The following is a 20409-nucleotide window of genomic DNA, read 5'->3' as shown; positions in this document are numbered from 1 at the left end:
ATGCCTGATCTTCTGCTTGAACTTCGCTCTGAGGAAATTCCGGCGCGCATGCAGCGCAAGGCTGCGGCCGACCTGAAGAAAATGGTCACCGACGGTCTCGTTGACGCCGGCCTCACCTACGAGGCCGCGACCGAGTACTGGACGCCGCGCCGCCTTGCCCTCGACATCCGCGGCCTCACCGCACGTTCCAAGGACGTACGCGACGAGATCAAGGGCCCGTCGACCACCGCGCCGGAACAGGCCATCCAGGGCTTCCTGCGCAAGGCGGGCCTTGCGTCCGTGTCCGAGGCGCATGTCCATTCCGACCCGAAGAAGGGCGACTTCTACGTAGCCCACATCGTCAAGCCGGGCCGCGCGGCCCAAGAGATCATCGCCGAGCTGGTCCCGACCGTGATCCGCAACTTCCCGTGGCCGAAGTCGATGCGCTGGGGCGCAGCGTCCGCAAAGCCCGGCAGCCTGCGCTGGGTGCGTCCGCTGCAGTCGATCGTCTGCACCTTCGGCCCGGAAAATTCCGAGCCGGTGGTGGTCGACTTCGAAGTCGATGGCATCCGCTCGGGCAACGTCACCTACGGCCACCGCTTCCACGCGCCGGACGCGATCACGGTCCGCCGCTTCGACGACTATGTCAGCAAACTGGAAGCCGCCAAGGTCGTGCTCGACGCCGAGCGCCGCAAGCGCATCATCCTTGATGACGCCAAGAACCTCGCCTTCGCGGCAGGCCTTGAGCTGGTCGAGGACGAGGGCCTGCTCGAGGAAGTCTCGGGCCTCGTCGAGTGGCCGGTCGTCTTGATGGGCGAGTTCGAGGAAGCCTTCCTTGAGATCCCGGCAGAGGTCATCCGCCTCACCATCCGCGCCAACCAGAAGTGCTTTGTTACCCGCCCGCAGGGCGCGAGCGAGGGCCTGTCCAACCGTTTCATCCTGATCTCGAACATTCTGGCCAAGGACGGCGGCAAGGAAATCGCCTACGGCAATGGCAAGGTGGTGCGCGCGCGTCTGTCCGATGCGGTCCACTTCTGGAACACCGATCAGGCCGGCCTGCCGGACCTCAACCAGCTGGCCGAGCCAGCCGCGAAGTTCGGCCTTGACCTCAAGAAGCCGCTCGACCAGCGCATGGCGCGCCTCGACAAGCTGAACGTGACCTTCCACGCCAAGCTCGGCACGCAGGGCGAGCGCGTCGCGCGCATCGCGAAGCTGGCTGAAGAGCTCGCGGAAGTTACCGGTGCCGATAAGGCGTTGGTGCGCCGCGCCGCCGTGCTCGCCAAGGCCGACCTGCAGACCGAGGTCGTCGGCGAGTTCCCCGAGCTTCAGGGCGCGATGGGCCGCAAATATGCGCTGCTGCAGGGCGAGCATCCGTCCGTCGCCGCCGCGCTCGAAGAGCACTACCGCCCGCAGGGCCCGTCCGACGTCGTGCCGACCGATCCGGTCTCGATCACCGTTGCGCTCGCCGACAAGCTCGACACGCTGACGGGCTTCTGGGCGATCGACGAGAAGCCGACGGGTTCCAAGGACCCGTACGCGCTTCGTCGTGCGGCTCTGGGCGTCATCCGCATCATCATCGAGAATGGCGTGAGGCTGCCGCTGCTCAGCGTCACCAATGGCGACGCTGACCTGCTGTCGTTCTTCCACGACCGCCTGAAGGTCTATCTGCGCGACAAGGGCGCGCGGCATGACCTGATCGACGCGGTGATCTCGCCGGAAGCCGACGACCTGCTGCTGATCGTCAGCCGCGTCGCCGCACTCGGCATCTTCCTCGACTCCGAGGACGGCAAGAATCTGCTCGCCGGCACCAAGCGCGCCGCGAACATCCTGGCCGCCGAGGAGAAGAAGGGCACCGTCGTCAACTCGGACGTCGATCCGGTGGCGTTCCGCAACGACGCGGAGCGCGCGCTGTTCACCGCGATCAACCATGCCGAGAGCGAGGCCGCCAAGGCCGTCGCGCTGCAGGATTTCGCCGGTGCCATGCAGGCGCTGTCGGTGCTGCGCGCGCCGGTGGACACCTTCTTCGAGGCGGTGCTGGTCAACGACGAGAACCCGGTCGTCCGCGCCAACCGCTTGGCGCTTCTCGCCCGCATCCGCAACGCCACCGGCCAGGTCGCGGACTTCTCGAAGATCGCCGGATAAGGCAGAGGGGGCCTGCTGCTGGCGAACGAGCTGGCGGCAGCGTCGGTGTACCCCCACCCCTAACCCCTCCCCACAAGGGGGAGGGGAGCTTTGGGCACTCGATTTTCGGAGGGCTCCGTCGTACCGACACATCCCGCGCGAGGCATGCGACGGCGGGAGCGAACGCTCCTGCCACAGATGCTCCTGCCGCGAATGCTTCTGCCAGGCTCGTCGTTTCAGGTGGAGTGCTGACGCCCATGTCTCCCTCCCCCTTGTGGGGAGGGTAAGGGTGGGGGTGCTTGTCGCTCCTCGCCCGCATCCGCAGCGCCACCGGCCAGGTCGTCATCCTCGGCCTTGAGCCGAGGATCCATGCCTGAACACCGATCGAAGGTGGGGCGGCCGAGGTCTGCTGCCTGAGCTAATTAAATATCCAAACAGCCAACCCAACCGCCAATATGGTCAGCACCGGCGTCGACATGCCGAGCTTTGGCAGCCACGCCGGTGGCGGCGTGCCGGCCTTGAGCGAGCGGCGCAGGGTGACGGTCACGACCAGGATGATGATGAGCAGGACAAGGGCGACCAGCATCTTCAGGTCGAACAGCGGGCCGAGGTGGCTCATGTCATAGCGGTGGGCCCACAGGCCAAGGCCGCTCAGCCACAGAAGGATGATGCCGGTGAGGCCCACCCGGCCGAACATCGGCCGCAGCCGCGCGAGCTCCGGCGTCGGCGTGCGGCGGACCTGCCGGACGACGATCATCTGGCCGATGCCGGAGGCAGCCCCGAGCATCAGGCCGAAGATGTGGATGAACTTCAGCAAGAAATCGATCGCCATGGGCGCAGCCTTTCCTGCCCGTTCAGAGGATGGTGGCGGCGAAAGGCTGGAGCGTCAAGCAGCGGATGTGATTGCTACTGACGTGCCGCGAGGTTGAGGTCAGCCGTTTCCTCGCCCGCCGGCGTTTCCGGCGCAACGGCATCCGGCTCCCGGATCTCCCCGTCGCGAATGCCGAGCGGACCCTCGGAGCTCAGCCACGCCGGGCTTTCCTCTTTCGGCTCGGCTTCAGGGATCGTGCTGACATCCTCTGCGCTTGCCGGAATGGCGTCGGCACCTGCGGCGGCGACCGATGGCGTGATCGGGATGATCTCGGTATCAGCCTCGGCCGGCGATGCGACGGCCGCATCGATCGGCTCAGGCGAGGCCGAGCCGCGCATGACGATCGATGGCGTAGCGGCCTGATCGGCGGCGGGCAGGCTGATGATGGAAGAAGCTGCGGCGGTTCCGGCGCTCAGGATGAGCGCAGGCATGATGGCACTGACGACACGAAACATGACAAGCCCCCCAATTCCTCGCGGAAATGGTACAGGGCGCGGATTAACAAATCGGTGACATCGCGGCACTTGCAGCAAAGGAGCGCGCGCGATAGGCAATGCCGACCCCACGGAGCGTGAATTGGCCGAAATCCTTTCGCCTGAACGGGCACTGCAGCCCGCGCTGGAAATCCTGCGAGCCGGTGAACCGGTCGCGATCCCGACCGAAACCGTCTACGGCCTTGCCGCGGATGCGACCAACGGCGAGGCCGTCGCCCGCATCTTCGAGGTGAAGGGCCGCCCGCGCTTCAACCCGCTGATCGTCCACGTCGCCGACATGGAGATGGCGGAGCGCATCGCCGTGTTCGACGACGTCTCGCTGAAGCTCGCCGAAAAATTCTGGCCGGGGCCGCTGACGCTCGTCCTGCCGCTGAAGAATGGCCACGGCATCCACCCGCTGGTTTCGGCCGGGCTCGAAACGGTGGCGCTGCGCATGCCGCGCGGCGTGGCGGCCGAATTCATCCGCGCGCTGGGCCGGCCGCTCGCAGCACCTTCTGCCAACTCGTCCGGCAAGATCAGCGGCACGACCGCCGAGGCGGTGAACGCCGATCTCGGCGGAAAAATCCAGCTCATCATCGACGGCGGCGCGACCGACGTCGGCGTGGAATCGACTATCGCCAAGGTGACGGAAGAGGGCGTGCGCATCCTGCGTCCCGGCGGCGTGACGGCGGATGAGCTGGCAGCCGTGACCGGTCTGCTGGTGCTGCGTGGCGGTACCAAAGGCATTGAGGCGCCGGGCATGATGTTTTCACACTATGCGCCGGATGCCGGCGTGCGCCTCAACGCGACCGAGCTGCGCGAGGGCGAGGCGCTGCTTGCCTTCGGTCCGGACCGCATTGACGGCGCCGACAAGGCGATCGCGACGCTCAACCTTTCCGAACAGGGCTCGCTGGGCGAGGCAGCGGCCAATCTCTACAGCCATCTCCAGGCGCTCGACCGTTCGGGCGCGGCCGTCATCGCGGTCGAGCCGCTGCCCGAGGACGGGCTTGGCGAGGCGATCAACGACCGGCTGCGCCGCGCCGCCGCGCCGAGGGGCAGTCAGACCGACTCAGGGAGTCAGCAGTAATGGATGCCAGCCTGATCGAGCGTTTCGTCGCCATCGTCGGCGAGAAATACGCGCTGCGTGACGAGGCGGACATCGCGCCTTTCGTCACCGAGCGGCGCGGCCTCTGGGGCGGTAAGACGCCGCTGGTGCTGCGGCCTGGAACGGTCGAAGAGGTCAGCGCCATCCTGAAGCTGGCAACCGAAACCGGAACCCCGATCGTGCCGCAGGGTGGCAATACCGGCCTTGTCGGTGCACAGATGCCGGACCAGACCGGTACGGAAGTGGTTCTTTCCATGTCCCGCTTCGACAGGATCCGCGAGATCGACCTTGAGTCGAACACCATCACCGTCGAGGCGGGCGTGACGCTGCAGCGCGTGCGCGACGCAGCCGAGGAAGCCGGAAAGCTGTTTCCGCTGTCGCTTGCCTCGCAGGGCACCGCGCAGATCGGCGGCAACCTTTCTTCCAATGCTGGCGGCACCGGCGTGCTCGCCTATGGCAATACGCGCGACCTTTGCCTTGGCGTGGAGGTGGTGCTGCCCACGGGCGAGGTGTTCGACGACCTGCGCAAGCTCAAGAAGGACAATACCGGTTACGACCTCAAGGATCTGTTCGTCGGCGCGGAAGGAACGCTCGGCATCATCACCGCCGCGGTGATGAAACTGTTTCCGAAACCGCGCGGCCGCGAGGTCGCCTGGCTCGGCGTTGCGAGCCCCGCCGATGCGCTGAAATTGTTCGGAATGGCGACAGACAGGGCAGGGCAGAGCCTTACCGGTTTTGAGCTGATGATCCACGCCTCGCTCGACTTCGTGCTGAGGCACGTTCCGGGCGCGACGCATCCGCTTTCCTCTCCGCATCCCTGGTATGTGCTGATGGAAGTCTCGTCCGGCCGCTCGGTCGAGGATGCGCGCACGCTGATCGAAGAAATTCTGGCCGAGGGATTTGAGGCCGGTCTGATCGCCGATGGCGTGCTAGCGGAGAGCCTGACGCAGGCAAACGCACTGTGGAACCTTCGCGAAAACATGTCGGAGGCGCAGAAGCCGGAAGGCGCCTCGATCAAGCACGACGTGTCGGTGCCGGTGGCAAGGATCCCGAGCTTCATCGAAGAGGCCTGGGCGGCGGTGACGCGCCTGGAGCCGAATGCGCGGCTCGTCTGCTTCGGCCACATGGGCGACGGCAACCTGCACTACAACATCTCGCAGCCGGTCGGCATCAGGCCTGCCGACTTCCTCGCGCGCTACCGCGTTATTAACGACGCGGTGCACGACGTCGTGCGCGCCTACAACGGATCGATCTCCGCCGAGCACGGCATCGGCCGCATGAAGCGCGATGAGCTGATCGCAACCGCGCCGCCGGTCGCGACCGACCTGATGCGCCGGATCAAGAAATCCTTTGATCCTGCGGGGATCATGAACCCGAACAAGGTGATTTAATCGGGTATTTACTGAGGTTTCGAAGGTCTTACACCGGGTTGCAAAGCGATAACCATCGGACGAAGCCACAAAACCTTAACCCTGCTTTTTAAGCCGTCTGACACAGGGCGCCCCCTAGTCTCGCACCTACAACGAGGTGGGAAAACCACCCGCGAGAAGACCGGAAAACCGGCTCTCAGGAAGAGACAGGAAGGCAAAGATAGTGTCACACACACAGCTCAAGCCCGTTTGGGCCGAGGCCGACTTTCGGCTTGACCCGTTCCGGTTGCCGCACGCGGCATCCTTCAGAATGATGGACGCCCACGGCGACGTGACGTTCACCGTCTCCAGCCGTGGCGCCACCATCCGCCGGGTTCTGGAAACAAGCGGCCTGCCGGTCTCGATCGCGCTGCCGGCACGCGCCTTCCGCGGCGTTGCCGCCCGCGCCATCGAGGATGGCGAAGGCAATGTCACGGTCACGCTGGAACTGATGCATGCGGACCCGATGCTGTCGGTCCCGCTGCTGGTCGCCCACGACCTCGACAACGTTGCCGCCGACTGGCGCGCATGGTCGGAGGCGTTCAAGCTGCCGATGCTGCTGGTCGAGGCCGATGGCGTCGCCCGCTCGCTGGACGAAAACGCTGGGCAGATCAGGAAGGCGCCGCCGGCGACACGCCGCCAGGGTCGCGTTCACCTGCAGCGCCGCCCGCGCTTCCTCGCCCGTCGCAAGACCGGCGCGCTCGGCGTTCGCCTCATCATCAATGGGGAAGAGATCATCGCGCGCCGCTAGCAGAGGCGCGCGACTACCGAAGCATCGGCCAGAAGATCAGAAATTCTGGCTGATGACCGGCCAGGCTCCGCCGATGACGAGGCCGAGGAAGATCAGCCAGCCGACGACCGAGTTGGACTTGAACAGCTTCAGGCACTGGTCGGGATTGTCGATGTCGAGCACGCGGATCTGCCGGATCATGTGCGCGGCCGCGGCAACGAGGCCAGCCAGCGCCGGCATCGGCACTTCGGCATTGGCGAAGGCGACGACGAAGAACAGCAGGGCAAGGCTGTAGAGGCCGATAAGCCACTGCTTGGTGTTCTCGGCAAACAGGCGCGCGGTGGAGCGCACGCCGACCAGCGCGTCGTCTTCCTTGTCCTGGTGGGCGTAGATCGTGTCGTAGCCGATCACCCACAGGATCGAGCCGAAATAGAGCAGCAGCGCTGCGAGGTTCAGCGAGCCGAAATGGGCGGCCCAGCCCATCAGCGCCCCCCACGAGAAGGCGAGGCCGAGGAAGAACTGCGGCCAGTCGGTGAAGCGCTTGGCGAACGGGTAGATGGCCACCGTCAAGAGCGACGCGATGCCGACCAGAACGGCGAACCAGTTGAACTGCAGCAGCACGACGAGGCCGAGCAGGCACTGCAGGAACAGAAAACCCCAAGCCTGCTTCTTGCTGACCTTGCCTGCGGGCAGCGGGCGCGAGCGGGTGCGGGCGACCTTTTCGTCAATGTCCTGGTCGACGATGTCGTTGTAGGTACAGCCGGCGCCGCGCATCAAGATCGAGCCTGCCATGAACAGGAACAGGTGCCAGACGGACGGAAGTACGTCCGCGAGCGCCACTCCCGGCTTCGCATAGGCGGCAGACGCCATTGCAGTCGACCACCAGCACGGCCACATCAGCAGCCACCAGCCGATCGGCCGGTCCCAGCGCGCGAGCTGGGCATAGGGCCAGAGCCCGCGCGGCAGCAGGCGATAGACCCAGTGACCGGAAGGGGCGTCGGCGACGCGTCCCTGCGACTCTTTGGACTGAATGTTTTCCATGCGGACGGAGTGGCAGCGACACAACGCGCCGTCAAGAGATGAGGCTTGCGCCTTGACCCTGACGCCTCCCGGCCCTACCGGAAAGCCGCGATCAATAACGATGAGGAATCGCCGCGATGAACGTACTGCTGATCGGCTCTGGCGGGCGCGAGCACGCACTGGCATGGAAGCTTGCGGCATCGCCGCTGCTGACGAAGCTTTACGCCGCACCGGGCAATCCCGGCATTGCGCAGGAAACGGAATGCGTTTCTCTCGCGGTTGACGATCACGCGGCCGTCGTTGCGTTCGCGAAGGAAAAGAACATCGACCTCGTCGTCGTCGGTCCCGAGGCGCCGCTGGTGGCTGGCCTTGCCGACGAGCTCGAGGCGGCCGGCATCCGCGTCTTCGGCCCGTCGAAGGCTGCGGCGCAGCTGGAAGGCTCCAAGGGCTTCACCAAGGACCTGTGCGCCCGCTACGGCATTCCGACGGCCGCCTATGGCCGCTTCAACAACGCGCCGAAGGCGAAGGCCTATGCCCGCCAGGTCGGCGCGCCGATCGTCATCAAGGCCGACGGCCTCGCTGCCGGCAAGGGCGTGACCGTCGCCATGACGCTCGATGAAGCGCTGGACGCGATCGACGCCTGCTTCGAGGGCGCGTTCGGTGCTGCCGGTGCGGAAGTCGTCGTCGAGGAGTTCCTTGAGGGCGAGGAAGCAAGCTTCTTCTGCATCTGCGACGGCACCACGGCGCTGCCGTTCGGTTCGGCGCAGGACCACAAGCGCGTCGGTGAGGGCGACACCGGCCCGAACACCGGCGGCATGGGCGCATACTCTCCCGCTCCGGTCATCACCGCCGAGTTGGAAGCGCGCGTCATGCGCGAGATCATTGAGCCGACCATGCGCGGCATGGCAGAGATGGGCGCGCCGTTCCGTGGCATGCTCTTCGCCGGCCTCATGATCACTGAGGAAGGCCCGAAGCTCATCGAATACAACACCCGCTTCGGCGATCCCGAATGCCAGGTGCTGATGACGCGCCTGAAGGACGACCTGCTGACGCTCGTGAATGCCGCCGTCGACGGCCAGCTTTCGCACATGTCGGTGCGCTGGCGCGACGAGGCTGCGCTGACGGTTGTCTTCGCCGCCGAAGGCTACCCGGCCTCGCCGAAGAAGGGCACCGTCATCTCCGGCATTGAGTCGGCTGAGGACGAGAACGTGCAGGTTTTCCATGCCGGCACCGCGCGCGACTCGGAAGACCGCCTTGTTGCCAATGGCGGCCGCGTGCTCAACGTCACGGCCAAGGGCGCGAACGTTACCGAGGCTGCCGCACGCGCCTATGCGGCGCTCGACAAGATCAGCTGGGAAGGTGGCTTCTGCCGCCGCGACATCGGCTGGCGCGCGATCGAGCGCGAGAAGGCTGCCGGCTGATCAGCGCCGGTAGACCGGATCCATTTCGAAGGGATTGGGCGCCGGCTCGTCAGGCAAGGTGCCTTCCTCCCGCCGCATCAGGTAGTGCTTCAGCGAGCACTGCGGTGAACACAGCACGCCACGGTCGCACCAGTAGGCCGGGCCGTTATCGATGTTGCCCTCATAGTATTGGAAGTTCTCTGACCCATAGGGCAGGGAGCATTCGATGCACAGGTGCTTTTCGGGGCGTGCCAGCATGGAAGTTCCTCTAGGATAGCGACAATAGTGCCCCAGGCTTCCGTTGCGCAATGCTTGATTGATTTGACGTTTACGTCAGAAGAAAATAGTCAACTTCCTCGACTGGCTGGTGCGCCGTCACGCTTGCAGGACGGCACCGTCCTCTCCGCCACCTGTCCCGACCGAAAGGAAGTTCCGAATGTATCGAGCCCCCGTTGATGAGATCGCCCACACCCTGAAGCACGTCGCCGGCTTGGCGAAGGCGGTCGAGGCAGGGCAATTCGGCGACCTTTCCGAGGATCTGGTGGATGCGATCCTGGCCGAGGCCGGCCGATTCGCCACCGAGGAAATCTTCCCGCTGCGCGAGGCGGGCGACAAGCATGGGGCGGTGCTGAAGGACGGGGCAGTCACCACTCCGCCGGGCTGGAGGGACCTCTACCACCGCTGGATCGAGGGCGGCTGGAACGCGCTCGCCGCTCCGGAGGAGTATGGCGGGCAGGCTCTGCCGACCATGTTGTCGGTCGCGGCCCTCGAGATGTGGAACTCCGGCTCGATGGGCTTTGCCATCGGTCCGACGCTGACGATGGGCGCGATCGAGGCTCTGGAGAAGCACGCCTCGGAAGAGCTGCGCGCCAAGTATCTCGAGAAGCTCGTCTCCGGCGAGTGGATGGGAACGATGAACCTGACCGAGCCGCAGGCGGGTTCGGATCTTGCAGCCCTGCGCGCCCGCGCGGAGCCGGTCGGTGACGGCACCTACCGCATCTTCGGCCAGAAGATCTTCATCACCTACGGTGAGCAGGACTTTACCGACAACATCGTCCACCTGGTGCTTGCACGCCTGCCCGATGCTCCGGCCGGCACCCGCGGCATTTCGCTGTTCCTCGTCCCCAAGTTCTTCGTCAACGAGGACGGCTCGCTGGGCGAGCGCAACGACGTCTTCTGTGCCTCGATCGAGCACAAGCTGGGCATTCACGGATCGCCGACCTGCACGATGATTTACGGCGACGGCTACGTGAAGGACCGTGAGCCGGGCGCGATCGGTTGGCTGATCGGCGAGGAGAACAAGGGCCTCGCCTGCATGTTCACGATGATGAACAACGCACGCCTCGCCGTCGGCATGCAGGGCATTGCGATCGCGGAAGCCGCCTTCCAGAAGGCGCTTGCCTACGCGCAGGAGCGCCGCCAGGGCAAGGCCGCGGGCTACAAGGGCGAGGGCATGGCGCCGATCGTCTATCACCCCGACGTGCAGCGTAACCTTCTGACCATGAAGGCGCTGACGCAGGTGGCCCGTTCGATCTCCTATTCCTGCGCCCATGCCATCGACATGGCCCGCATCAACGAAGGTGACGCCGCCCGCCATTGGCAGGAGCGCGCCGGCCTGCTGACGCCGGTCGCCAAGGCGTTCTCGACCGACATCGGCGTCGACGTCGCCTCCATCGGCCTGCAGATCCATGGCGGGATGGGCTATGTCGAGGAGACCGGTGCTGCCGCGCTTCTGCGCGACTCGCGGATCGCGCCGATCTACGAGGGCACCAACGGCATCCAGGCGATCGACCTCGTCGTCCGCAAGCTGCCGCTTTCCGGCGGCGCTCAGGTGCGCGGCTACATCTCGGAACTTCGCGCCGACATCGAGGCGCTGCGCAGCTCGAATGCCGAGGGCTTCGGCCGTACGGCCGAGAAGTGCGCTGCTGCCATCGACCAGCTCGAGGAAGCAACCAACTTCCTGCTCGACGCACAGGGCTCGGGCCGCATGGACTCCGCGCTGGCGGCCGCCACGCCGTACCTGCGCCTGTTCGCGCTGGCGGTGGGCGGTGCTTACCTGATCCGCGGTGCGCTCGCCGATCAGTCGGCGCAGCGCGTCGCGCTCGCACGCTTCTTTGCCGAGAACCTGATCGACGAGACCGAGGCGCTCAAGAGCCGCGTGATCGAAGGTGGTGACAGCCTCGCCGAAGCCGGCGCGGCGCTGATCGCCTGACCAGAATAGCGGCTCAGGGAGGGGACATGAGCGAGCACATCATCGTCGAACGTCGAGGCGCGGTTCAGCTGATCCGCATGAACCGCCCCGACAAGAAGAACGCGATCACCAGCGCCATGTATGCCTCGATGACGAAGGCGCTGGTGGACGGCGATGCCGACGATGAAGTGCGCGCGCATCTCATCCTCGGCGTGCCGGGCATCTTTTCGGCCGGCAACGACGTCGCCGATTTCATGGCGGTCGCGATGGGCGATGATGGCCCGCTCGACGCGTTTGGCTTTCTCATCGCCCTGGCGCGATTGCAAAAGCCGCTGGTTTCCGGCGTCGACGGCATTGCTGTCGGCATCGGCACTACGATTAACCTGCACTGCGACCTGACCTTTGCCACGCCGCGTACGGAATTCCGCACGCCATTCGTGGATCTCGGCCTCGTGCCGGAGGCGGGATCGAGCCTGATCGCGCCGATGGTGCTCGGGCGGCAGAACGCGTTCGCCCTGCTGGCGCTGGGCGAGGGGCTTTCGGCCGAGAAGGCCAAGGCCGCCGGCCTGATCTACGACGTGGTTCCGGAGGAAGAACTCGAGGCAACGGCCTTTGCCGCTGCCGAGCGGATTGCGCAGAAGCCGCCGCAGGCGCTCAAGATCGCCCGCGACCTGATCCTGGGCGACCGCGAAGTGCTCGTCGCCCGCATCCGCGAGGAGGGCGAGCATTTCCGCGAGCGCCTGAAGTCGGATGAGGCCCGCAACGCCTTCATGGCGTTCATGAGCCGCAAGAAGGGCTGACCTTTACGGGTACAGCCTCGTCTTCTTCCAGCCGTCGCCGTCGCGCTCGAAGATGACGCGGTCGTGCAGGCGGAACTGGCGGTCATGCCAGAACTCGATGGACACCGGCTTGATGCGGAAGCCCGACCAATAGGAAGGGCGCGGGATCGAGCCGATCGCGTACTTCGCCGTGTATTCGGCCACTGCCTTCTCGAGCGCGAAGCGGCTTTCCAGCGGGCGGGACTGCTTCGACGCCCAGGCACCGATGCGGCTGCCGCGCGCACGCGATTCGTAGTAGGCGTCAGCTTCCTCGTCGCTGACCTTCTCGACGATTCCGCGCACGCGCACCTGCCGTCGCAGGCTCTTCCAGTGGAAGCACATCGCCGCCTTCATCGAGGCGAGGATCTCGCGGCCCTTGTTGCTCTCATAGTTGGTGTAGAAGACGAAGCCGCGCTCGTCGAAACCCTTCAGCAGCACCATGCGCACATTTGGCAGGCCGTCCGGATCGACCGTCGCGAGCGCCAGTGCATTGGGGTCGTTCGGCTCGGATGCGGTGGCGTCCTCAAGCCATTTTGCAAAAAGCTTGTAGGGTTCCGGGCTTTCGGTGAAGTCACCATCTATTAAGCTTGTTTCCGCCATGCTAGCACCCTGTATGCGATTGTCATGAACGGGGAGATTGCCTATTGGCGCGCCCGAAGCAAGGGTCCGATAGAAGGCGCAGCCGGCTTTTCCTTTGGGTCAGCCTGTGCATGACCTTGCCGCTGGCCGCATGCGGCAGCAAGGGCTTCTCCCTCGAAAGTGCAGTTCCGGACACGCTGACGACAGGCACCGTCAGCGGCGCGCTCTCGCCAGCCTCCGACGAATGGACCATCCGCAACGCGGTCTCGTCGGCGATCGTCGATGAAATCGGCGAGAACGGGCTCGGCTGGGCCAATGTGGCTTCCGGTTCGCGCGGCACGATCCGCAACCTTACCGAAAGCCGGGACGGCGATACGCTCTGCCGCGATTTCACCACGACTCTGGAAAGCTTCGAGGGCGTGTTCCTCTATGACGGTCGCGCCTGCATGGAGCGATCCAAGGTCTGGACCCTGCACAGGTTCGAGAAGGTCGGCTAGTTTGCATGAATAAGGCACTGGAATCCGTGCCTTATCGTCCACATATTAACCGCGACAAATACCTTCCTTCCCGGCAGACAGGATACAATGCGCGATCCCTATGACGTTTTGGGCGTTGCGAAGAACGCCTCTGCAAAGGACATAAAGTCGGCCTTCCGGCGGCTGGCCAAGAAGTATCATCCGGACCAGAACCCGGATGATCCGAAGGCCAAGGACCGCTTTGCCGAGGTTAACCAAGCCTACGAGATCCTCGGCGACGAGACCAAGCGCGCGCAGTTCGACCGGGGCGAGATCGATGCAACCGGCAAGCCTCGCTTTGCCGATTTCGGTGCTGGCGGCGATCCATTCGGCGGCTTCCGCCGCAGCGGGCCCGGCGGCGCGCATTTCGAGTTTCGCTCGTCCGGTCCGGGCGGCGGTTTCGACGCGTCGGACATCTTTTCCGAGATCTTCGGCAGTGCCTTCGGCGGTCGTGGCGCGGGTCCCGGAGCGGGCGCCGGCATGGGCGCTGGTGGCGCAAAGCGCCGTGCCAGCGCGGCAGGCGGCAGTGACATCAACGTCACGCTCGACGTGACGGTCGAGGACATTGCGACCGCTGCGAAGGTCACCGCGAATTTCCCGGACGGCCGCAAGGTCGGCATCAAGCTGCCTGCCTATGTCGAGGACGGCCAGACCATCCGGCTCAAGGGCCAGGGCGAATCATCGCCGCTTGGAGGACCTGCAGGCGATGCGCTGGTGAAGGTGAGGCTGCGCCCGCACCCCGCTTACCGGGTCGAGGGGCGTGACCTGCACGTCGACGTTCCCGTGTCGCTGGCTGATGCCGTTCTCGGTGGCAAGGTGCCGGTCGAAACCCCGCATGGCCGCTTCGCAGTGGCGGTGCCGGCATGGTCGAGCTCCGACCGCAAGCTGCGTCTCAAGGGCAAGGGCCTGCCTCTCAAGACGGGCGGTCACGGCGACCTCTATGCTCATGTCCGGATCATGCTTCCGGAGGGAAATGCGGAGCTCGAAGCCTTCGCGCGGCGCTCCCAGTCAAGCAGCGCAAATAGCGCATAGCTTGAAGCCTGAACGCGCCTGTGCGATACGGCTCCCATTCTTGAACGATGCGGAGTACGTCTCATGGCGGCAGGTAACGGCCTGATGGCAGGAAAGCGCGGCCTCATCATGGGGGTCGCCAACAACAGGTCGATCGCTTGGGGTATCGCAAAGGCGCTGACCGAGCAGGGCGCGGAACTCGCTCTTACCTACCAGGGCGAAGCATTCCGCAAGCGGGTTGAGCCGCTCGCCGCCGAACTCGGCGCCTATATTGCCGGCGATTGCGATGTCACCGTCGAGGAAAGCATCGACGCTGTCTTCGACAACCTCGAGAAGAAGTGGGGCAAGATCGACTTCCTGGTCCACGCTATCGCCTTCTCGGACAAGGACGAGCTCGACGGCCGGTACGTCGACACCACGCGCGCGAACTTCCAGCGCACGATGGATATCTCCATCTACTCGTTTACCGCGGTTGCCCAGCGCGCGGAGAAGCTCATGCCGGATGGTGGCTCGCTGCTGACGCTGACCTACTACGGCGCCGAGAAGGTGATGCCGCACTACAACGTGATGGGCGTCGCCAAGGCGGGCCTGGAGGCGAGCGTGCGCTATCTCTCGGTCGACCTCGGCGGCAAGGGCATTCGCGTCAACGCGATCTCGGCCGGCCCGATCAAGACGCTGGCGGCCTCGGGCATCGGCGACTTCCGCTACATCCTGAAGTGGAACGAGTACAACGCGCCGCTGAAGAAGACCGTCTCGATCGAGGAAGTCGGCAGTTCGGCGCTGTACCTGCTGTCCGACCTTTCGAAGGGCGTGACCGGCGAAATCCATCACGTCGATGCCGGCTACCATGTCGTCGGCATGAAGGCGGTCGACGCACCGGATATCTCCACCGTCAAGGAATGACCCCTCCAGCGATCTTCTTCGTCAGGCACGGGCAGACAGACTGGAATGCCGAAGGCCGCCTGCAGGGGCAGGCCGACACGCCGCTGAACGAAACCGGCCGCGGACAGGCGGCCGGCAACGGCAGGAAGCTGTTTCAGCTGGTCAAGGACCCGGCGGCGATTGACTTCGTCGCCAGCCCTCTGTCGCGTACCCGCGAGACGATGGAGATCCTGCGCGCCGCAATGGGCCTCGACCCGAAGGCCTATCGCACCGAGCCCCGCCTCGTCGAACTCCACTTCGGCGACTGGCAGGGCCACACCTACGACGAGCTGGAGCTGGTCGATCCCGGCTGCTCGGCACGCCGGGACGCTGACAAGTGGCACTTCGTGCCACCCGGTGAGGCGGCGGAAAGCTATGAGATGCTTTCCGCGCGCATCCGCTCATGGTTCCAGGAAGTCAGCCGCGACACGATCTGCGTCACCCATGGTGGCGTGATCCGCTCGATCTTCCGCCTTACGCGCCAGCATTCAATCGAGGAATGCGCCGCGCTCCCAATCCCGCAGGACAAGGTACTCCGCTACGAGAACGGCCGCCTCGACTGGCTGTGATGCCTATTCGTAGGTAACGAGGTCGGTGACGGTCTTCTGGCCGTTGATAGTGTCGTAGGCGAGGACGACCTCGGTGCCTACCTCAAGTGCCTCGACGTCAAACTCGCCCGAGAGCTTGTAGGTGTTGCCGTTGTCGAGCGTGATAGTCAGATTCTCGACATCGACGCGCGCGATCTTGCCTTCGTCGTCAGCGGCATGGGCGATCCCGCCCGCGAGTGCCATCCCCGTGGCAAATACGGCGGCCAGAACAGTGCCTTTAAGGGTTCGCATGGGCGATCTTCCTCATGATTTCCAACGCCGCGCCGGCATGTTGGCCCAGCAGCTCTACTAACGGAAGCAGAAACATGTCGAGTGTGTCAAAAATTTTGCGTGGCCAAGGCGATACCTTGGTTCACGCGAGTTTGACGCTCACGGAAAACGCCAATAGAAGCGTCTGCGAAAACATCCGCGGATCCTCCCATGTCGCATAATACATTCGGTCACCTCTTCCGCGTTACCACGTGGGGCGAAAGCCACGGTCCGGCGCTCGGATGCGTCGTTGATGGCTGCCCGCCCGGAATCCGGTTCAAGCTTGCGGACATCCAGGCCGAACTCGACCGCCGCCGTCCGGGCCAGTCCCGCTTCGTCACGCAGCGGCGCGAGCCTGACGAAGTGAAGATCCTGTCCGGCGTCCTTGAGGATGGCGACGAGCTCGTCACCACCGGTACGCCCGTCTCGATGATGATCGAGAACGTCGACCAGCGCTCCAAGGACTATGGTGAGATCGCTCGCCAGTACCGTCCCGGCCACGCCGACTATGCCTATGACGTCAAGTACGGCATCCGCGACTACCGCGGCGGTGGTCGCTCGTCGGCGCGCGAGACCGCGGCGCGCGTCGCTGCTGGCGCACTGGCGCGCAAGGTGGTGCCGGGCCTCGTCGTGCGCGGCGCACTCGTGGGCATGGGCACCAAGGAGATCAACCGCGCCAACTGGAACTGGAACTTCGTTGAGGATGCGGAGAACCCGTTCTTTACGCCGGATCCTGAGTCGGTCGCGGTCTTCACCGAATACCTCGATGGCATCCGCAAGGACGGCTCCTCGGTCGGCGCGCTGATCGAGATTGTCGCGGAAGGCGTTCCGGCGGGGCTCGGTGCACCGGTCTACGCCAAGCTCGATCAGGACATCGCCTCCAACCTCATGTCGATCAACGCCGTGAAGGGCGTCGAGATCGGCGACGGTTTCGAGACCGCGCGCATGACCGGCGAACAGAACGCCGACGAGATGCGCATGGGCAATGACGGCAAGCCCGTCTTCCTGTCCAACCACTCGGGCGGCATCCTCGGCGGCATTTCCACTGGCCAGCCGATCGTCGCGCGCTTTGCGGTCAAGCCGACTTCCTCGATCCTGACGCCGCGCCGTTCGGTCGACAAGGATGGCAATGACGTCGACGTCCGCACCAAGGGACGTCACGACCCCTGCGTCGGTATCCGCGCGGTGCCGATCGGAGAAGCGATGGTAGCCTGCGCGATTGCGGACCACTATCTGAGACACCGCGGCCAGACCGGCCGCATCGCCTGACACTTTTTGAAACGGACTTCGCCAGATGGCATACGACCAGAAGAAGATTGTCGAGGCGCTGCGCGCCTTTGAACGTGGTGAGATCGTCGTCGTGATGGACGACGATGGTCGTGAGAACGAAGGTGACCTGATCGTTGCCGCCGTTCACTGCACCCCCGAGAAAATGGCGTTCATCGTCCGTCACACCTCGGGCATCGTCTGCGCGCCGATGACGCGCGAGGATGCGCGCAGGTTGAACTTGCAGCCGATGGTGGCTGAGAACGACGCGCCGCACTCGACCGCCTTCACCATCTCGGTCGACTTCAAGCACGGCACCACGACCGGCATTTCGGCGGAAGACCGCACGCTGACGGTGCGCAACCTCGCCAACGGCAATGTCGGCCCGTCGGACTTCGTCCGTCCCGGCCACGTCTTCCCGTTGGTTGCCCGCGAGGGCGGCGTGCTGATGCGCTCGGGCCATACCGAGGCGGCCGTCGACCTCTGCAAGCTCGCCGGCCTGCCGCCGGTCGGCGTCATCTGCGAGCTCGTCAATGACGACGGCACCGTGATGCGCGGCCCGCAGGTCCAGGCCTTCGCCGAGAAGAACGGCCTCAAGCAGGTGTCGGTCGCCGACCTCATCGCCTACCGCCAGCGCCAGGAAACGCTGATCGAGCGCATCGCGACTTTCCCGATCGAGACGACCGCAGGTCCGGCAAAGGCCTACACCTACCGTCTGCCGTGGGATGCGATGCAGCACTTCGCTGTTGTCTTCGGTGACATTCGCGATGGCGTCGACGTGCCGGTGCGCCTGCATGCCGAGGACGTCGTTGCCGACGTGTTCGGTCCCAAGAGCCGCCTCGACGGCGTGATGAAGCGGATGGCCGAGGCGCAGCGCGGCGTGATCGTCTACCTGCGCGAGGGCTCGGTCGGCGTCGGCCAGGGCGCTGCCCGCAACCGCCCGGTGGTCGGCGACGAGGCCCACGAAGAGGCTCTGCGCCGCGAGAGCGAGTGGCGCGAGATCGGGCTGGGCGCGCAGATCCTGCGGGACCTAGGCATTTCGTCGATCCAGCTCTTTGCTTCGCGCGAGAAGCACTATGTCGGCCTTGAAGGTTTCGGCATTGAGATCAGCTCGACCGAAATACTCTGACGCGCGACTACTTCACGCGACTCAATCGCTGATACTATAGTGCGGCCCCAATACCTGTGAGGGGAGGGGCTGCACTCATGTGGGACTTCGATATCGGCCGCACGCTTGGCATCATGGCCCGCACCTGGCCGTTCATTGCGCTGCGGCTGCTCGCCTACTTCGGCATTACTGTCGGTTACGTCTTCGCGATCGGAGTAGGCGCGGGCGTAGGCTACGGCGTCGGCCACATCTCCGACGAGCCTGGCGCGTTCGCGCTCTGGGGCGGCATCTTCGGCTTCGGCCTCGTCTCGATGATCGTCTACTGGATCCGCGAATACATCCTCTACGTCGTCAAGGCAGGCCACATTGCGGTCATGGTCCACCTGATCGACGGGCGCGCGGTGCCTGATGGCCAGAACCAGATCGACTACGCCCGCAAGGTCGTCACCGCCCGCTTTGCGGAGGCGAACATCCTGTTTGTGGTCGACCAGCTGGTGAAGGGAGCCATCGGGGTCATTACCGGCCTGATCGGCGGCGTTGCCTCGTTCCTGCCGGGTCTGCAGGGCATTGCCCAGTTTGTGAACACGGTGATCCGCATCTCGCTGACCTATGTCGATGAGATCATCCTCGGCTACAACGTGCGCATCGACAGCCGCACCCCGTTCGACAGTGCGCGCCAGGGTGTCGTCCTCTACGCGCAGAACGCGAAGACCATGGTGAGAAACGCCGTCTGGCTTTCGATCTTCATGTGGCTGCTCGCCTTCGTGGTGTTCCTCGTCATGCTCGCGCCTGCAGGTGCCATCCTCTACCTGATGCCCGGGCAGCTCGCCGGCTGGTCGTTCGTGCTCGCGCTGATCTTTGCCTGGGCGATCAAGGCGGCGCTGATCGAGCCGTTCGCGATCGCGGCGCTGCTGCAGGTCTATTTCCGAACCATCGAGGGGCAGGCGCCCAATCCGGAATGGGACCGCAAGCTCAGCGAGGTCTCCAGCCACTTCCGCGAATTGAAGGACAGGGCGCTTGGCGTTCCGGCCTGAGCGAACAGCAAATTGAGAGGGTTTGGGACAAGGGCGTGGTCAAACGCCGCACCTCGACCTATACCGATAGCATGACCACGCGCCTCTACACGCATCCCATCTATCTCGAGCACCTGACGCCGGCCGGACACCCGGAGCGGCCGGACCGGCTGCGCGCCATCGGCAAGCTGCTCGACGAGCCCGAGTTCGAGGATCTCGACCGCAAGGAATCGCCGCAGGCCGATGCGGGGGCGATCCTGTTCGCGCATCCGGAAGAGTACTACGACAAGATCAGGCTGCGCATTCCGCGCGAGGGGATCGTCAGGATCGATTCCGACACCACTGTCAGTCCCAAAAGCTGGCAGGCGGCGCTCACGGCGATCGGTGGCGCGCTGGCGGCGGTGGATGACGTCATCAGCAAGCAGGTCGACAACGTGTTCGTCGCCGCCCGCCCGCCGGGGCACCACGCCGAGAAGGCGACCGCAATGGGCTTCTGCCTGTTCAACAACGCGGGAATCGCGGCGCGCCATGCCCAGCGCGTTCACGGCCTCGAGCGCGTGGCGATCGTCGACTGGGACGTCCACCACGGTAATGGCACCCAGGACATTTTTTGGGACGACCCGTCGGTCATGTACTGCTCGACGCACCAGATGCCGCTGTTTCCAGGCACCGGCGCCAAGACCGAGACCGGCACCGGCGACAACATCGTCAACGCGCCGCTTTCGGCCGGCGACGATGGCGAGGTTTTCAAGGAAGCGTTCCGTAGCCGCATCCTGCCGGCGATCGACCGGTTTCAGCCGGACCTGATCATCATCTCCGCCGGTTTCGACGCGCACCATCGCGACCCGCTGGCGGAACTCAACCTTGTCGAAGACGATTTTGACTGGGCGACCGCCGAGTTGATGGGGAAAGCCGATCGCTGGGCGAACGGGCGGCTGGTCAGCCTGCTGGAAGGCGGCTACGACCTGCATGGGCTGGCGTTTTCGACCGCCGCCCACGTGCGACGCCTGATGAAGGGATAG

21 protein-coding genes are annotated in these 20409 nt (G+C 64.9%); 15 read left to right on the top strand and 6 right to left on the bottom strand.

Annotated features, from left to right (window positions below; all coding sequences use genetic code 11):
• On the top strand, positions 1-2121 hold the full coding sequence (gene glyS / locus L610_RS06350; RefSeq protein ID WP_144703540.1) for a glycine--tRNA ligase subunit beta: 2121 nt from the start codon (positions 1-3) through the stop codon (positions 2119-2121).
• A gap of 397 nt (positions 2122-2518) precedes the next feature.
• On the opposite strand, the gene L610_RS06345 is transcribed toward glyS, so the two are convergent.
• Positions 2519-2932: a hypothetical protein gene (locus tag L610_RS06345; RefSeq protein ID WP_024848182.1), complete on the bottom strand. Its 414-nt coding sequence runs from the start codon at positions 2930-2932 to the stop codon at positions 2519-2521.
• 74 nt (positions 2933-3006) lie between these two features.
• Complete coding sequence (locus L610_RS06340) at positions 3007-3426, bottom strand: hypothetical protein (RefSeq protein ID WP_144703537.1); 420 nt, start codon at positions 3424-3426, stop codon at positions 3007-3009.
• A 121-nt stretch (positions 3427-3547) separates the two neighbouring features.
• On the opposite strand from L610_RS06340, the gene L610_RS06335 reads away from it, so the two are divergent.
• From L610_RS06335 to L610_RS06325, 3 genes are all read left to right on the top strand, one after another.
• Entirely contained in the window at positions 3548-4531 is a 984-nt protein-coding gene (locus tag L610_RS06335) for an L-threonylcarbamoyladenylate synthase (RefSeq protein WP_024848184.1), read from the top strand.
• Positions 4531-5940: an FAD-binding oxidoreductase gene (locus tag L610_RS06330; RefSeq protein ID WP_024848185.1), complete on the top strand. Its 1410-nt coding sequence runs from the start codon at positions 4531-4533 to the stop codon at positions 5938-5940. Before L610_RS06335 ends, L610_RS06330 begins: the two co-directional genes overlap by 1 nt.
• A gap of 202 nt (positions 5941-6142) precedes the next feature.
• On the top strand, positions 6143-6709 hold the full coding sequence (locus tag L610_RS06325) for a DUF6101 family protein (RefSeq protein WP_024848186.1): 567 nt from the start codon (positions 6143-6145) through the stop codon (positions 6707-6709).
• Between the two features lie 36 nt (positions 6710-6745).
• On the opposite strand, the gene ubiA is transcribed toward L610_RS06325, so the two are convergent.
• Positions 6746-7729, bottom strand: coding sequence for a 4-hydroxybenzoate octaprenyltransferase (ubiA, locus tag L610_RS06320; RefSeq protein WP_024848187.1), 984 nt, complete (start codon positions 7727-7729; stop codon positions 6746-6748).
• Positions 7730-7845: 116 nt separating this feature from the next.
• Here ubiA and purD point away from each other — a divergent pair, with 116 nt between their 5' ends.
• On the top strand, positions 7846-9129 hold the full coding sequence (gene purD / locus L610_RS06315) for a phosphoribosylamine--glycine ligase (protein ID WP_144703534.1): 1284 nt from the start codon (positions 7846-7848) through the stop codon (positions 9127-9129).
• Here purD and L610_RS06310 read toward each other — a convergent pair whose 3' ends face one another.
• Positions 9130-9366, bottom strand: a complete 237-nt coding sequence (locus L610_RS06310) for a hypothetical protein (protein ID WP_024848189.1) — start codon at positions 9364-9366, stop codon at positions 9130-9132.
• A 178-nt stretch (positions 9367-9544) separates the two neighbouring features.
• On the opposite strand from L610_RS06310, the gene L610_RS06305 reads away from it, so the two are divergent.
• Together L610_RS06305 and L610_RS06300 are read left to right on the top strand one after the other, a co-directional pair.
• Positions 9545-11320: an acyl-CoA dehydrogenase gene (locus tag L610_RS06305; protein WP_144703531.1), complete on the top strand. Its 1776-nt coding sequence runs from the start codon at positions 9545-9547 to the stop codon at positions 11318-11320.
• Between the two features lie 26 nt (positions 11321-11346).
• Positions 11347-12099 (top strand): crotonase/enoyl-CoA hydratase family protein, encoded by a 753-nt coding sequence (locus L610_RS06300; protein WP_144703528.1) that lies wholly within the window; start codon positions 11347-11349, stop codon positions 12097-12099.
• 3 nt (positions 12100-12102) lie between these two features.
• On the opposite strand, the gene pdxH is transcribed toward L610_RS06300, so the two are convergent.
• Positions 12103-12717: a pyridoxamine 5'-phosphate oxidase gene (gene pdxH, locus L610_RS06295; protein WP_144703525.1), complete on the bottom strand. Its 615-nt coding sequence runs from the start codon at positions 12715-12717 to the stop codon at positions 12103-12105.
• A gap of 110 nt (positions 12718-12827) precedes the next feature.
• Here pdxH and L610_RS06290 point away from each other — a divergent pair, with 110 nt between their 5' ends.
• The 4 genes from L610_RS06290 to L610_RS06275 all read left to right on the top strand — a co-directional run bounded on the left by L610_RS06290 (position 12828) and on the right by L610_RS06275 (position 15712).
• Complete coding sequence (locus L610_RS06290) at positions 12828-13193, top strand: RT0821/Lpp0805 family surface protein (protein WP_144703522.1); 366 nt, start codon at positions 12828-12830, stop codon at positions 13191-13193.
• Positions 13194-13280: 87 nt separating this feature from the next.
• Positions 13281-14243, top strand: coding sequence for a DnaJ C-terminal domain-containing protein (locus tag L610_RS06285; RefSeq protein WP_144703519.1), 963 nt, complete (start codon positions 13281-13283; stop codon positions 14241-14243).
• A gap of 63 nt (positions 14244-14306) precedes the next feature.
• The gene (fabI, locus tag L610_RS06280) at positions 14307-15125 is read left to right on the top strand and encodes an enoyl-ACP reductase FabI (protein ID WP_024848195.1); all 819 of its coding nucleotides are present in this window, start codon (positions 14307-14309) and stop codon (positions 15123-15125) included.
• Positions 15122-15712 (top strand): histidine phosphatase family protein, encoded by a 591-nt coding sequence (locus L610_RS06275; protein WP_144703516.1) that lies wholly within the window; start codon positions 15122-15124, stop codon positions 15710-15712. The genes fabI and L610_RS06275 overlap by 4 nt, the downstream gene beginning before the upstream one ends.
• A gap of 3 nt (positions 15713-15715) precedes the next feature.
• Here the strand turns inward: L610_RS06275 and L610_RS06270 are convergent, their stop codons facing one another.
• Positions 15716-15982, bottom strand: coding sequence for a DUF1344 domain-containing protein (locus L610_RS06270; protein ID WP_144703513.1), 267 nt, complete (start codon positions 15980-15982; stop codon positions 15716-15718).
• 189 nt (positions 15983-16171) lie between these two features.
• On the opposite strand from L610_RS06270, the gene aroC reads away from it, so the two are divergent.
• From aroC to L610_RS06250, 4 genes are all read left to right on the top strand, one after another.
• Positions 16172-17269, top strand: coding sequence for a chorismate synthase (gene aroC / locus L610_RS06265; protein ID WP_144703510.1), 1098 nt, complete (start codon positions 16172-16174; stop codon positions 17267-17269).
• A 25-nt stretch (positions 17270-17294) separates the two neighbouring features.
• Complete coding sequence (ribB, locus tag L610_RS06260; RefSeq protein ID WP_024848199.1) at positions 17295-18395, top strand: 3,4-dihydroxy-2-butanone-4-phosphate synthase; 1101 nt, start codon at positions 17295-17297, stop codon at positions 18393-18395.
• A gap of 77 nt (positions 18396-18472) precedes the next feature.
• A complete protein-coding gene (locus tag L610_RS06255) occupies positions 18473-19408 on the top strand; it encodes a hypothetical protein (protein WP_024848200.1) in 936 nt (311 codons plus the stop codon).
• A gap of 71 nt (positions 19409-19479) precedes the next feature.
• Positions 19480-20409: a histone deacetylase family protein gene (locus L610_RS06250; RefSeq protein ID WP_024848201.1), complete on the top strand. Its 930-nt coding sequence runs from the start codon at positions 19480-19482 to the stop codon at positions 20407-20409.

It is taken from the genome of Aminobacter sp. J44, from assembly GCF_007829415.1.
Lineage (GTDB): Bacteria > Pseudomonadota > Alphaproteobacteria > Rhizobiales > Rhizobiaceae > Aerobium.
This window is presented reverse-complemented; position numbering and strand designations above follow the sequence as displayed.

Excerpts from the sequence above, each read along its gene's own strand:
- L610_RS06300 (WP_144703528.1), top strand. The coding sequence starts at position 11,347 with ATGAGCGAGCACATCATCGTCGAACGTCGAGGCGCGGTTCAGCTGATC.
- fabI (WP_024848195.1), top strand. The coding sequence starts at position 14,307 with ATGGCGGCAGGTAACGGCCTGATGGCAGGAAAGCGCGGCCTCATCATG.
- L610_RS06345 (WP_024848182.1), bottom strand. The coding sequence starts at position 2,932 with ATGGCGATCGATTTCTTGCTGAAGTTCATCCACATCTTCGGCCTGATG.
- L610_RS06290 (WP_144703522.1), top strand. The coding sequence starts at position 12,828 with ATGACCTTGCCGCTGGCCGCATGCGGCAGCAAGGGCTTCTCCCTCGAA.
- ribB (WP_024848199.1), top strand. The coding sequence starts at position 17,295 with ATGGCATACGACCAGAAGAAGATTGTCGAGGCGCTGCGCGCCTTTGAA.
- L610_RS06305 (WP_144703531.1), top strand. The coding sequence starts at position 9,545 with ATGTATCGAGCCCCCGTTGATGAGATCGCCCACACCCTGAAGCACGTC.
- L610_RS06270 (WP_144703513.1), bottom strand. The coding sequence starts at position 15,982 with ATGCGAACCCTTAAAGGCACTGTTCTGGCCGCCGTATTTGCCACGGGG.
- L610_RS06275 (WP_144703516.1), top strand. The coding sequence starts at position 15,122 with ATGACCCCTCCAGCGATCTTCTTCGTCAGGCACGGGCAGACAGACTGG.
- purD (WP_144703534.1), top strand. The coding sequence starts at position 7,846 with ATGAACGTACTGCTGATCGGCTCTGGCGGGCGCGAGCACGCACTGGCA.
- pdxH (WP_144703525.1), bottom strand. The coding sequence starts at position 12,717 with ATGGCGGAAACAAGCTTAATAGATGGTGACTTCACCGAAAGCCCGGAA.
- L610_RS06250 (WP_024848201.1), top strand. The coding sequence starts at position 19,480 with ATGACCACGCGCCTCTACACGCATCCCATCTATCTCGAGCACCTGACG.
- glyS (WP_144703540.1), top strand. The coding sequence starts at position 1 with ATGCCTGATCTTCTGCTTGAACTTCGCTCTGAGGAAATTCCGGCGCGC.
- L610_RS06255 (WP_024848200.1), top strand. The coding sequence starts at position 18,473 with ATGTGGGACTTCGATATCGGCCGCACGCTTGGCATCATGGCCCGCACC.
- L610_RS06285 (WP_144703519.1), top strand. The coding sequence starts at position 13,281 with ATGCGCGATCCCTATGACGTTTTGGGCGTTGCGAAGAACGCCTCTGCA.
- L610_RS06310 (WP_024848189.1), bottom strand. The coding sequence starts at position 9,366 with ATGCTGGCACGCCCCGAAAAGCACCTGTGCATCGAATGCTCCCTGCCC.
- L610_RS06340 (WP_144703537.1), bottom strand. The coding sequence starts at position 3,426 with ATGTTTCGTGTCGTCAGTGCCATCATGCCTGCGCTCATCCTGAGCGCC.
- L610_RS06330 (WP_024848185.1), top strand. The coding sequence starts at position 4,531 with ATGGATGCCAGCCTGATCGAGCGTTTCGTCGCCATCGTCGGCGAGAAA.
- ubiA (WP_024848187.1), bottom strand. The coding sequence starts at position 7,729 with ATGGAAAACATTCAGTCCAAAGAGTCGCAGGGACGCGTCGCCGACGCC.
- aroC (WP_144703510.1), top strand. The coding sequence starts at position 16,172 with ATGTCGCATAATACATTCGGTCACCTCTTCCGCGTTACCACGTGGGGC.